This is a genomic window from Pseudomonas yangonensis (assembly GCF_009932725.1).
Classification (GTDB): domain Bacteria; phylum Pseudomonadota; class Gammaproteobacteria; order Pseudomonadales; family Pseudomonadaceae; genus Aquipseudomonas; species Aquipseudomonas yangonensis.
In genome coordinates this window covers 168,121-180,863 of sequence record NZ_BLJU01000001.1, presented here as the reverse complement: position 1 = coordinate 180,863, position 12,743 = coordinate 168,121, and the positions used below count along the sequence as shown (strand labels likewise).

Genomic DNA, 12,743 nt, shown 5'->3' with positions numbered 1-12,743 from the left:
AGCCAACGCTCCCCGGCACTGGCGGCAATGGCGAAAATAGTCGACCCTGAAAGCCCGTCCGCGAGCCGACCAATGCGCCTGATCGATACCCACACCCACCTGGATTTTCCCGACTTCGACGCCGACCGCACCGAAGTACTCGCACGCAGCCGCGAACTGGGCGTGCAGCGCATGGTGGTGCTCGGGGTGTACCAGGGCAACTGGCGGCGTCTGTGGCAACTGGTCGAAGCGCACGATGGCCTGCACGCCGCGTTCGGCTTGCACCCGGTCTATCTGGACGAGCATCAACCGCAGCATCTTGCCGAACTGCGTGACTGGCTGGGCAGACTGGCCGGACACCGCAAACTCTGCGCCGTTGGCGAGTTCGGCCTGGATTATTACCTGGCGGACCTGGATCGCGAACGTCAGCAGACGCTGTTCGAAGCTCAACTGGGGTTGGCGGTCGATTTCGAATTACCGGCGTTGCTGCACGTGCGCCGCGCCCATGCCGCCACCATCGCCACGCTCAAGCGCTTTCGTCCGGCCCGTGGCGGCATCGTCCACGCCTTCGCCGGCAGCTATGAAGAAGCGCGCGAGTACATCAAGCTGGGCTTTCGCCTCGGCCTGGGCGGCGCCGCCACCTGGCCGCAGGCCAACCGCCTGCGCAGGGTGGTGGCGCAGCTGCCGCTGGAATCCATCGTGCTGGAAACCGACGCCCCGGACATGGCCCCAGCCATGCACCCGAACCAGCGCAACAGCCCCGAATATCTGGCGGACATCTGCGCCGAACTGGCAGCGCTACGTGGCATTACGGCCGAAGAGCTGGCGGCGGCCAGCAGCCGTAATGCGGATGAGGTGTTCGGCTGGAACTAGGGTGAGCTCGCCTCTGTGGGGAGGGGCTTTAGCCGCGACTCTTAAAAAACATCGCCGCTGAAGCGCCTGCCACAGAGCAAGGCCGCTCACACACGAAACGCGCTGATCAGCTGCTTGAGCCGCGCCACCAACTCGCTCAACTCGCGACTGGCCTGCTCGGTCTGGCTGGCACCGGCAGCGGTGCGCTCTCCGGCATGGTTGATCTCGACGATGTTCTGATCGATATCGTGTGCGACTGCCGTCTGCTGCTCGGCAGCGGCTGCGATCTGCTGGTTCTGATCGACGATCATGCCCACCGCGCCGAGAATGTTCTCCAACGCCAGCTGCACCTTGGCCGATTCGCTCACGGTGCCGTCGGCCATCTGGTGACTGGCATTCATCGCCTTCACCGCCGCACCGACGCCGCCCTGCAGCTTGGCGATCATCTCCTCGATTTCCTCGGTGGATTGCTGGGTACGCTTGGCCAGGTTGCGCACCTCGTCGGCCACCACGGCGAAGCCACGACCCTGCTCGCCAGCTCGCGCCGCTTCGATCGCGGCGTTGAGCGCCAGCAGGTTGGTCTGTTCGGCTATGCCCTTGATCACGTCCAGCACCTGGCTGATCGCGGCGCTGTCACTGGCCAACTGATTGATCACGACTACCGATTGGTCGATTTCGCCGGCCAGGCGCTGGATCGCCCCGACCTGCTGTTCGACCAGGGCGCGACCACTGACCGTCTCCTGATTAACGCTCTGCGCACTACCCACCGCAGCCGCGGCGCTGCGCGCGACTTCCTGGGCGGTGGCGGACATCTGGTTCATCGCCGTGGCCACCTGTTCGATCTGCGCACGCTGGCTGGCCACCGCCTGGTTGCTCTCGCCCGAGACCAGCTCGACCCGATCGGCCTGCCCACCAACCTCACCCACGGTTTGGCCGACGCGCTCGATCAGATCATGGATGCGTTGCACGGTCTGATTGAACACCTGACCCAACTCACCCAACTCGTCACGACTGCGCGCCTGGAAGTTGGCCGTCATGTCGCCCGCAGCCACCCTGTCCATCACCCGGCCCAGGTTCTTCAGGGTCGCGCGGGTGGACACATAGAAACCGCTGTAGAGATAGACGATCAGCAGGAACACCACCACCAGCGCCACCACCAGCACGACCATTTGCGCGCGGTTTTCGCTGACCCGTTCGCTCAGCTGGTTGTCGAGGAACGCCAGCAAGCCATCGTTCAAGGCGTAGGTCCTGGCCATCTGCTGGCTGATCTGGTCGTAGAACTGGGTCCAGGGCGTATCCAGACTGTCGGCGATAATGACCTGATCCTCGAACAACGCGCCGCTGTCCTTCAGGCTCTGGCGGCTGGCCTCGGCCAGGCTGCCGAGGCCGTTCTGCGCGGCGACATTGCCGGCCAGGGCATCCTGCAGATTCAGGCCGTACTCGGCGTGCAGCTTTTCAAGCTGCAGCAGCAGGTCGTCGAACTTGGTGCTGGCTACGGAATTGAGATAACCCTGGCCCAGGGAATAGGCGCCAACCGCTCGGCCCTGGCTGAGCACGTCGGTAATGCGCGGCGTGACGTTGGTGATCAGCTCGGTGATCTGCCGTACCTGACGTTGCGGGTCCTGGCTCAGACCGGCCTGACTGGCCACCAGCTTGATGAACACCTGAGAGGAGCCCAGCAGCTTCTCGACGATCACCGTCTTGCTCTGCAGCGAAGTCTCGGCCGCTGCACTTTTCAGCTCGGCCAGCAGTTCGTCGCGCTTGGCGAGGAACTCCGATGCCTGCTCGTTATCGCTGGTCACCGGCTGCAGCCCTTGCAGGCCGGCATTGAGCGACTGCTCCAGCTGATCGATACGCCCTTCCAGATCCCCCGCCTGACCGGATTGACCGATCATCGAGTTGATCTGCACCAGATCGTTGAGGCTCTCCAGATCACGTCGCAGTTGCAGAGTGCTGCCGAGCAGCTCGAGACTTTCCAGAGCTGTCTGGGTACCGACGAACTGGCGATAGGAATCTCGCACCAGATAGAAGTTGGTGACGAGCATGGGCAGGAAGAATAGAACGCTGATCAGGCTGAACTTCATGCCGAAGCTGAGGCGATTCATCAGCGCGATGGCCGGATACAACACGGTCTTCACTCGACGTCTCCAATTGCCATTATTGTTATTAGGTCTCGCTTGGCAGCCGCCGAGCCTCTTACGAGCTCGTGACGGTATCCTGCTTCGACCGGCATGTGGCATGCGGATACATGCGCCGAATACAGGCCGATAAACGTGATGGACATCACCAAACGGGTCGACTGCAGCCTCCTTATACCGCTTATCGACACGCCTCTCTGTAACTTAAGGTTAAGCAAGCGCAGCGCCCATGGCGTCCCCTGCGCAGCCGGGTACAGCGCATGATCCTGATGAAAACGTAGGACAGGTGAAACCCGCCACCGAGCTAGCCGGGCCGCTTCCGCACTGCCGGGGCTGCCCGTGATCGGCGCCTTAGATGAACAGCACCCAGACCGCGTAGCCGGCGTACCAGACCACTGCCGCCCGAATCAGCAGTTGCCATAGCTGGTCCAGGGTATCGACGCCCTCCTCGCCCATCACCGGCGGCGGCATCTCGCCCGCGGCACGCCCGGCCTTGATCACCAGTTGCGCAGCGGAAATGTCCCAGCTCAGCAGCTCATGCAGCAGGGCGCGGCTGACGGCGACGAAGTTGCCGACCAGCGCGAAGCTGGAAGCCAGCACCCGCGCCGGCAGCCAATCGAAGGCATGGCGCAATTGCACGGCACGCTCACGCAGGGCCGGTTGCTCGGCGTACTCGGCACTCAGCGCCAGCAGACGATAGGCCAGCGCCGCCATGGGCCCCAGCAGCAGATACCAGAAGATCACCGCGAAGAAGCTCTGATACGCCTGCCACAGCAGGTGCCCCTGAACCTGCTGCAGCAGCTCGGCGCCCTCCTCGGGCTGCAAGGCCAGGTCGCGCTCGGCCACATGGTAGGCGGCCTGACCGTCACCGCGCCGCCAGGCGTCACGGAACGGGCCCAGAGCCGCGAGCAGATCGCCACGCCCCAGGCTGTAGATCAGCACCAGCAGATGCACCGGCAAGGCCAGCCAGCCATAAGCCAGCTGCTCGAGAATCAGCAGCACCAGGCCCAGCGCCAGCAGCGGCAACAGCACCAGAATGGCCAGGCATAGCCACGGGGCCTGCTGCAGCGCGCCCTGTTGCAGGCGTTGCAGTTGCGCCAGCCAGGGGCCGTCCTGCTGGATGCGCAGGCGCCAGGCGGAAAACTTCTCGACCCACAACACCAGCAGAATCACCAGAAAACTCATCGCTACCTCTCATTCAATTCGGCATGCAGCCGCGACCAGTCGAACGCAGGCCCCGGGTCGGTCTTGCGTCCGGGAGCGATGTCGCAATGGCCACGGATACGCTGCGCGGACAACGCCGGGTAGGCATCCAGCAACTGTCGCGTCAGCTGCGCCAAGCTGGCGTACTGAGCGTCGCTGTAGGGCAGATCATCCGTACCTTCCAGCTCCACGCCCAAGGAAAAGTCATTGCAGTTGTCGCGCCCCTCGAACCAGGAAACCCCTGCATGCCAGGCACGATCCAGGCAGGAGACGAACTGCGTCAGCCTGCCATCACGCTCGATGAAGAAATGCGCGGAAACTTGCAGCGAGGCGATCTCGGCAAAGAAGGGATGCTCGTCTATGGGCAAACGGTTCTGGAAGAACTCCAGCACCTTGCCGGTGCCGAACTGGCCGGGCGGCAAGCTGATGTTATGCACCACCAACAGGGAGACTTCGCCGCTGGGACGAGCGTTGAAATTTGGCGAGGGGCAGTGATCAATGCCCTGAAACCAGCCGGTTGAGGGGTCGAGTTGCATATGGCACTCCTGAGCGTGGCACCACTCTAGAACAGCCGCCCCAGACGGCCAAGAGCGAGACAGCAACAGGATGTGCGAAGACGGAAATACAGGGGCACAAAGTCGGAGCCGCGCCCCGCGGCGAACCGATATCGACCACGCCGTAAGACCAAAAGGCTTCGCCCCGGGGCGGGGCTCCTACAGCGCCGCTCATTGCCTGGTGCAGAATGCCCCAGGCAGCGAATCAGGCGTTCTTCAGCTTGCGCAGATTGCCGATCACCGACTCCAGGGCGCGGTCGAACAGCAATGCATCGTCGAGCAGGCGGATAGTGTTGCGACGGAATTCCACGGCCAGCGCATTGCGGCTCTTTTCCAGCACCTTCATGCCGGTGCGGTTGACGAACACGTACTTGCCGGTGGGCTTGATGATCGCCGCCAGCTTGCAGCGCAGCTTGTGCTCATCGTCTTCCTGGAACTCGACCCAGCTGCCCACGCGCAGGCTATCGACCTGCTGCAGCGCCTCGTCATCGTCCGGCAGTACCACATCCGGCTCCTGAGGCTGAGTCTGCCCCGGCGCCAGCAGTACGATCTCCTCGACCACCTCGACCATGGCCGGCGCATCTTCGACTTCCGCTGCCGGTAACTCCAGCAGCGGCAGCTCGACGCCTGCTTGTGCGGCATCGGTGGTGATCGCAGATTCATCCGGCGCTGCGTCGGGCTCGGCCGTGGCGCGTTTGAAACGCTGGAAGGCCTGCACATGCAATGCCTCCAGCTGACTGAAGAATTCGCTGGTGGAGAACGGGTCGAAGGCCGCGCTGGCCATCCCCTCACGCAAAGCCTTGAGCAGACCGGGCACCAGCTCCAGCAAGCGCAGACGCGCCTCGGGATCTTCATGCGGGGCAACGCTCCAGACCAGATCATCCATGGTCTGCAGCGCAGCCTGCCATTCGTCCGAGTCCACCCCGTGCTTGAGGCAGGTAAGCATCAGCACCTTGCTCCAGGCTTCCTGCAGCAGACGCACCACCACTTCCGGCAGAGTCTTGCCCAGCAGGCGCTCGTTCAGCGCCTGTTCGACCTGGCGGCGCGCCAGCTCGGCCTTGGCACTGCCTTCCTCGGCATCACGCGTACGCTGCTCGAGCAGCTCGCTACGACGGCGCTCGTCACCCGTGAAAGCCATGAACTCGGCCAGCAACTCGGAAAAGATCGCCGGATCATCGACGAAGTCATTCAACAGGCGCTGCACCACCTGTTCGATCTTCTGATACAGGCTGTCACGCTGGGCATCGTCCTGATCGCCCCATCCCAATGCCGCGGATGCGATCTCGTTGAGCAGACGACGCGCCGGGTGGCTGCCGCGGCTGAAGAAGGTCTTGTCCAGCACCGCGACCTTGAGCATCGGAATCTGCAGACGGCCGATCAGCGCCTTGAGCGAATCCGGCAGGGTGCGGTCATCGAGAATGAACTCGAACAGCATCGACACCAGATTGATCACGTCTTCATCGACTTCACCGACCACGCGCGCCTTGCCGCTCTTGGCACTGGCGCGTTCGAGCAAGCGTTCGAGCTGATCACGCAGGTCGAAGTCCTCGACATTGACCTGCGCCGGGGCGCGCTGCTGCATATGCGAAAGCAGGCGCATCAGGTCATTGCTGGTGATCGGTAGTGCATCGGTCATCTGGGCTCGGCGCGGCATCGCGGTGCCGCGCACCTGCGACAGCAGATCCTGCAGCGCGCCGAAGACCTCCTGAACACCCTGATCGGCGCCTTCGAGCAAGGGAATGCCTTCCTCACCCGAGGACTGGCCATAAGCGGAGGCTGCTGGACGTTGCTGACGACGCGGCGGCGCCGACTTCAGTTCCGGTAGCACGCCAGCATTGACCAGAGCCTGATTGGCCTCGGCATAAAGAGCGTCGCAGCTGCCCAGCACGTATTTTTCGAACAGCTTGAGGATGATCAGCTTGACCTTGATCTCCACCCCCAGGCCGCTGCAGGCATCGAGGAAGTACTCACTGAGCAGCGTCGGGCCGAGCGGGTTGCTCTTGTCGTCGAGCTTCTTGCTGATCACCGCGTTAAGACGCGTGGTGAGGTGGCCCAGCGCCATGGCATCACGGCTCATTACCTTGGCCACCATGGCATCCAGTGCCACTGTCTCTTCCAGTTCGTCGTTCTGCACCAGGCTCAGGCTGTCGAAGGACACCGCATCCAGTGCTGGCTGCGGCTTGCCTATTTCGTACTGATTGAGATTGGCGAAGGACTCGAACACCTTCTGCAGGAAACCGCGCTCGATGCTCTTGCGCTTCAGACGCAGGTCGCGCATCGCCTCGAAAAAGGCGTTCTGCTCGGCATTGCTGGTCGCCCGATCCGCCATCTCGAAGAGGGTATCGTCAGCGTTGTCGAACAGGCTCTGCAGGTTCTGCTTGAGCTGTTGCGCGGCTTTGTCACGCACCTGAATAAGCGCCACGGGCAGTCTTCCTACCGGCGAAGTTGGCGATTGCTCAGCGGTCGCCTTGGTCAGGGGCACCACATTCGCGTCGGTCTTCATTCTAGTCTCCCGCAGACTGCCCGAACCCGGGCTTCCTGGTCTGCACAGCGTCAACCGAGCGTCGTCCTTAACGTCAAAGGCCTGGCGTCAATAAAATAAAAAGTAAAGGCATTATAGGGAGGCTGCGCGCCATACCAAGCCAAATTTTTCTACAGACATGACCCAGATCACAGATAGCCGCACGCCATCTACAGGCGGTAGCCCACAGCGCACGCCGCACCAGGACAACCTAACACCGGCAGCCATACACTGCTGCACCGATGACCGGAGCGCTCCATTGATAGGAGCCATGGCTCAGGCCGAAAGTGCCCGGTCAATCATCGAAAACCAAACGACGTAGAACGGCGCCCGAGCATTGCCCCGCCCTCGCCTGGCTCTATAATCGCCCCTCGCCTACACCGGAGCCGACCATGCCCAACCTGACACTCGCCGAACTCAGCAGCGAAATCGAAGCCAATGTCCGCCGCGCCCTGGCCGAAGACATCGGCAGCGGCGACATCACCGCCCAGCTGATTCCGGCCGAACGCCTGGCCAGCGCACGGGTGATTACCCGCGAAGACGCAGTGATCTGCGGCACGGCCTGGGTCGATACGGTGTTTCGCCAGCTCGATCCGCGCGTGGCGGTGCACTGGCAGGTGCAGGACGGCGACCGCGTTCAGGCCGACCAGACCCTGTTCACTCTCGAAGGTCCGGCGCGCGCTCTGCTCAGCGGCGAACGCAGCGCGCTGAACTTCCTGCAGACCCTTTCCGCCGTCGCCACCCGCTGTCGCCATTACGCCGATCTGGTCGAAGGCACCCAGGTCAAACTGCTCGACACCCGCAAGACTCTCCCCGGCCTGCGACTGGCGCAGAAGTACGCCGTAACCTGCGGCGGCTGCCACAACCACCGCATTGGCCTGTTCGACGCCTTCCTCATAAAGGAAAACCACATCGCCGCCTGCGGTGGCATCGCCCAGGCAGTTTCCGCAGCCCAGCAGATTGCCCCCGGCAAGCCGGTGGAAGTGGAAGTGGAAAGCCTGGAAGAACTGCGCGAAGCGCTGGAAGCCGGCGCCGACATCGTCATGCTCGACGAACTTTCACTGGACGATATGCGCGAAGCCGTAAAACTCACCGCCGGCCGCGCCAAACTCGAAGCCTCGGGCGGCATCAACGACAAAACCTTGCGCACGGTCGCCGAAACTGGGGTTGATTACATCTCGCTAGGGACGCTGACCAAGGATGTGAAGGCGGTGGATTTGTCGATGAGGCTGAGCCTGTAATTACACAATAGCCCAGCATCACGCAAACTAGCGATCAAGAGCGCAAGGCTTCGGCAAACTGAAATCGACCACCGCAAAGTGGAACCAGGCCCTGAACCAACGTGGATGGAGTATCTCTGCTATATCGTGGCGGAGCGTTTCCGCCGACTGGGCCTGCAGCAGCTCCCCATTACGGTTAAAGCTCACCCTTGCACCGGGGCGTCGCTCCAACTCATCCAGAAGCGAGTAATAGACCAGTCCAAGCCCTTCGCGGCGCACGTAGTCAAATCTGCTGGAACCCGATGACTCGACCACTTCAACGACATCATCCAGATAACTGAAAGGACCGACTCCCCTGATCAGAAGGTGATTGCTCTGCCCTGCCTCTAACCTGAGGTTTGCGAACATATTCATCGACTGAGCAGTCTTCAACCCTAGATAGGGCGTGATGCAATTGAAGAAGAACAGCACCACTACCAGAAACAACCATCGCCTCGGCGAGACAAAGAATTGTGCGGCCAACGCCACATTTGCGTCACGACCATAACGCAGCACGCAGTAAAGCAGCGGAGCAATGGCGACCAGACACACATAGGTCACATCTGCATATCGCCCTGACCACGCGCCCAGATACGCCATAGCCAACAGCATTGCCAAAACCGACAGCCCCGCCGGCCGACGCAGAAAGCGCTCGAACGCACCCCACTCCCGGGAGTGGATCACCCGCCGCGATGCCTCAGGGGAAAGAAAGCAAAGGTGGAGGAATACCGACAAGAACGAGAACGGCGCATACATGGCGTAACCACTGAGCGCAAGAAGCAAATGAAAGACCATGCCACAGGCAATGCCGATATGCCGTAAGCGCGGTACAAACAGCAGCACAACCAACAGACTTTCGATCAGAAAGGTTCCGTATATAGCTGAGTACTGGATCAATGGCCCCTGAAGCCAGTTTAGCCAGCCTGGCATCTGCACCCAAAGCGCCATGGCGCAGCTGCTGGCAGGGTCGATAAAGCTACTATTGATCTTGTGAAACACACCAAAGAAATACATCACCACCAGCAACATGCGCCCCACAGGCAACACATCTGCCCAGAAGTCGCGCCACTGACTGGCCCTCAGAGCATGATAAAATCCCGCAAGGCTCACACCAACGAGAAAGAAATTTTTCAAGATCGTGTGATTAGAAAAGGCAGGCATCTGCAAAACACCGTCCACCAACATCAGCAACACTAATAATATAAAAAACAAACGCTGACGAACACCAAGTATTAGCAATAAGCCCACACCAGCCAACAAATAAGTAGAATAATAAATAACTGAGCCAAACTGATATTGATAGACCAACAGATGCAGAAAAGCGAAAAAGCCCAACACAAAAAACAACAACCTATCAGCAGACTCAACCTGTCGATCACCTAAGGGCAAGCGCCCCAGACAAAGAAGAGAAAAGTTTCTGCCAACACGCAACAACGGATAGAGAACTCTAGCAGCAACGGAAAAACTCAGCAGCCAATTAAGCATAATAGAGACGCAATTTGAATTTGTGCTTAGCAGAGAAATTATCTGCATTGCATCAGCGCCATGATACCGACATCCAGCATACTCGACGATCATTCCTTGATTAGGATCGATACCCACCGAATGCAGCTCAGCAACAAGCGCCTTATGAGACCGCAGATCGACTAACTCGACAGATCCCACCTTTTCACGAAGACGCATAAAACGCACATACTGATTACAAAATGGACAATCGCCATCATATATAATCTTCATAAATACTCTAGAGACATGAGAACTGCCCACTCACCCCTATAAAAAAGGGCGCCCAAAGGCGCCCCTTTCCAAACTCAGCCAAAGAGGTATTAGTTACCTGCTGGCGTTGTGGTGCGGCAGTTAGCTGGATAGTACTTATTAAGAGTTGCAGCGGAAGGAGCACACACCCAAACGATCGGACCAGCGTAGCCAGCGGCAACAGCAGTAGTACCATCACTCTGCATTGGAGTCAGAGTAACAGTAGATCCATCAAGAGCAGTTACACCAGTGCCTCGAACAGTGGTAGTAATCACACCATTTGCAACTGCAACAGAAGTAACGTACCTGGATGCAATATCAGTAGCCGGAGCCATTCCGGCAGCTTCGTTATTCGCAGGGAGAGCCCCCTCTGCTTGGAAGTATTCAGCTACAGCTGTTTTGCCAGAGGACGTGAAACCAATCACTTCGGTGATTTTTGCCCGGTTGGTGTAGTCCTGGTATGCCGGCAATGCGATAGCAGCCAGAATACCGATGATTGCAACCACGATCATCAACTCGATCAGGGTAAAACCTTTTTGCATTTGAGCTTTCATGCATTCTCTCCTAGAAATAGATAGGTCCAGCGACCTAGACATGACTATGCAGCCTGCATGCCAACCTCTCAAGCCAGCACAATCTGAGGCACACAGATCTTTTCCCACACCACCCACAACCGCAACCAGGCACTAACTGCCAATTTTCGTCACCTCGGACAACCTCGTTTGGCAGCCTATTGGCGACTAGGTTATAAGGCAGGCATAGTTTTTGGAGTCTCTAATGAACGAAAGCGTATCTCTGTCCGGTTTGGCTAAGCAGATGGTGCTGGCAGAACTGCTGGATGAAAAAGCCGCACAACAGGCGCAACAGCAGGCCCAGCGCAACAAGCTATCGCTGGTCACTTACCTAGTGCAGAACAAGCTGGTAAAGAGCCGAGCTCTGGCTGAACTGGCCTCGGAGCAGTTTGGCGTTTCCTTTCTCGACCTCAACACCCTCGACAAGGAAAGCCAGCCGCGCGATTTGATCAGCGAGAAGCTGGTACGTCAGCACCGCGTGCTGCCACTTTGGCGCCGTGGCAATAAGCTGTTCGTCGGCCTCTCCGACCCCTCCAACCACCAGGCCGTCACCGACGTACAGTTCAGCACCGGCCTGAACACCGAAGCGATTCTTGTCGAGGACGACAAACTCGGCGATGCCATAGACAAATTCTTCGACTCAGCCAACAGTGGCATGGAAGATCTGGCCGATGTCGACCTCGACGGTCTGGATGTCGAGGCGGTTAACGATGACAAACCCGTGGGTGAAGGTGGCGCCGATGCCGACGATGCACCTGTGGTTCGCTTCGTCAACAAAATGCTGCTGGATGCCATCAAGGGCGGCTCATCGGACCTGCACTTCGAACCTTACGAAAAAGCCTACCGAGTCCGCTTCCGTACCGACGGCATCCTCCATGAGGTCGCTCGCCCGCCCATACAGCTGGCACCACGAATTTCCGCCCGCCTCAAGGTGATGGCCGCGCTGGATATCTCCGAGCGGCGCAAGCCGCAGGATGGCCGGATCAAGATGAAAGTATCTAAAACCAAGGCCATCGACTTCCGTGTCAATACGTTGCCAACGCTTTGGGGCGAGAAGATCGTAATGCGGATTCTCGACCCTACCAGCGCACAGATGGGCATCGATGCACTGGGTTATGAGGAGAATCAGAAAGAGCTGTATCTCAGCGCGCTGAAGCAACCCCAGGGCATGATTTTGGTAACTGGCCCAACTGGCTCGGGTAAGACAGTTTCGCTTTACACTGGCCTGAATATCCTCAATACCCCTGATGTGAACATCTCCACCGCTGAAGACCCGGTGGAGATCAACCTTGAGGGTATCAACCAAGTCAACGTCAACCCCAAGCAGGGCATGGACTTTACCCAGGCGCTACGCGCCTTCCTGCGTCAGGACCCGGACATCATTATGGTCGGCGAGATTCGTGATCTGGACACGGCCTCCATTGCCGTCAAAGCTGCGCAAACCGGCCACATGGTGATGTCCACCCTGCACACCAACAGCGCGGCGGAAACCCTGACCCGCTTGCGAAATATGGGCGTTCCATCCTTCAACATCGCCACTTCGGTCAACCTGATCATCGCCCAGCGTCTGGCGCGCAAGCTGTGCAATAGCTGCAAGAAGGAAGTGGACGTACCCCGCGAAACCCTGCTGGCTGAGGGCTTCCCCGAAGACAAGATCGGCAGCTTCAAGATCTATGGCCCGGTTGGCTGTGAAAATTGCAAGGGCGGTTACAAAGGCCGTGTCGGTATTTATGAAGTGGTTAAAAACACGCCCAACCTGCAGCGGATTATCATGGAGGAAGGCAACTCCATCGATATTGCCGCGCAGATGCGTAAAGATGGCTTTAATGACTTACGCACCTCCGCTTTGCTCAAGGCCATGCAAGGGGTTACCAGCCTTGAGGAAGTCAACCGCGTGACCAAGGATTAAC

The 12,743-nt window shown here is 59.4% G+C and carries 9 protein-coding genes and 1 pseudogene; 3 read left to right on the top strand and 7 right to left on the bottom strand.

Features of this window, described 5'->3' with window-relative positions; genetic code table 11:
* Positions 1 to 72 precede the first annotated feature (72 nt).
* The gene (locus GYB81_RS00830) at positions 73 to 852 is read left to right on the top strand and encodes a TatD family hydrolase (protein ID WP_161864875.1); all 780 of its coding nucleotides are present in this window, start codon (positions 73 to 75) and stop codon (positions 850 to 852) included.
* Between the two features lie 86 nt (positions 853 to 938).
* Here GYB81_RS00830 and GYB81_RS25130 read toward each other — a convergent pair whose 3' ends face one another.
* The 5 genes and pseudogenes from GYB81_RS25130 to GYB81_RS00810 form a co-directional block, all read right to left on the bottom strand.
* Positions 939 to 1,643 (bottom strand): methyl-accepting chemotaxis protein, encoded by a 705-nt coding sequence (locus GYB81_RS25130; protein WP_438810691.1) that lies wholly within the window; start codon positions 1,641 to 1,643, stop codon positions 939 to 941.
* A 150-nt stretch (positions 1,644 to 1,793) separates the two neighbouring features.
* A pseudogene (locus GYB81_RS25125) lies at positions 1,794 to 2,000 on the bottom strand (HAMP domain-containing protein); the annotation flags it as partial.
* A 1,320-nt stretch (positions 2,001 to 3,320) separates the two neighbouring features.
* On the bottom strand, positions 3,321 to 4,154 hold the full coding sequence (gene ampE, locus GYB81_RS00820) for a regulatory signaling modulator protein AmpE (RefSeq protein ID WP_161864873.1): 834 nt from the start codon (positions 4,152 to 4,154) through the stop codon (positions 3,321 to 3,323).
* Positions 4,155 to 4,156: 2 nt separating this feature from the next.
* Positions 4,157 to 4,708 carry a 1,6-anhydro-N-acetylmuramyl-L-alanine amidase AmpD gene (gene ampD / locus GYB81_RS00815; RefSeq protein ID WP_161864872.1) on the bottom strand — a complete coding sequence of 184 codons (552 nt, stop codon included), beginning with the start codon at positions 4,706 to 4,708 and terminating at the stop codon, positions 4,157 to 4,159.
* A 223-nt stretch (positions 4,709 to 4,931) separates the two neighbouring features.
* Positions 4,932 to 7,229: a DUF1631 domain-containing protein gene (locus tag GYB81_RS00810; RefSeq protein WP_161864871.1), complete on the bottom strand. Its 2,298-nt coding sequence runs from the start codon at positions 7,227 to 7,229 to the stop codon at positions 4,932 to 4,934.
* A 410-nt stretch (positions 7,230 to 7,639) separates the two neighbouring features.
* Here GYB81_RS00810 and nadC point away from each other — a divergent pair, with 410 nt between their 5' ends.
* Positions 7,640 to 8,488 carry a carboxylating nicotinate-nucleotide diphosphorylase gene (gene nadC, locus GYB81_RS00805; protein WP_161864870.1) on the top strand — a complete coding sequence of 283 codons (849 nt, stop codon included), beginning with the start codon at positions 7,640 to 7,642 and terminating at the stop codon, positions 8,486 to 8,488.
* A gap of 27 nt (positions 8,489 to 8,515) precedes the next feature.
* Here the strand turns inward: nadC and GYB81_RS00800 are convergent, their stop codons facing one another.
* A complete protein-coding gene (locus GYB81_RS00800; protein ID WP_161897705.1) occupies positions 8,516 to 10,243 on the bottom strand; it encodes a DCC1-like thiol-disulfide oxidoreductase family protein in 1,728 nt (575 codons plus the stop codon).
* Between the two features lie 89 nt (positions 10,244 to 10,332).
* Positions 10,333 to 10,815 carry a pilin gene (locus GYB81_RS00795; RefSeq protein WP_161897704.1) on the bottom strand — a complete coding sequence of 161 codons (483 nt, stop codon included), beginning with the start codon at positions 10,813 to 10,815 and terminating at the stop codon, positions 10,333 to 10,335.
* Positions 10,816 to 11,038: 223 nt separating this feature from the next.
* On the opposite strand from GYB81_RS00795, the gene pilB reads away from it, so the two are divergent.
* Complete coding sequence (gene pilB / locus GYB81_RS00790) at positions 11,039 to 12,742, top strand: type IV-A pilus assembly ATPase PilB (RefSeq protein WP_161897703.1); 1,704 nt, start codon at positions 11,039 to 11,041, stop codon at positions 12,740 to 12,742.
* Position 12,743: the final 1 nt, after the last annotated feature.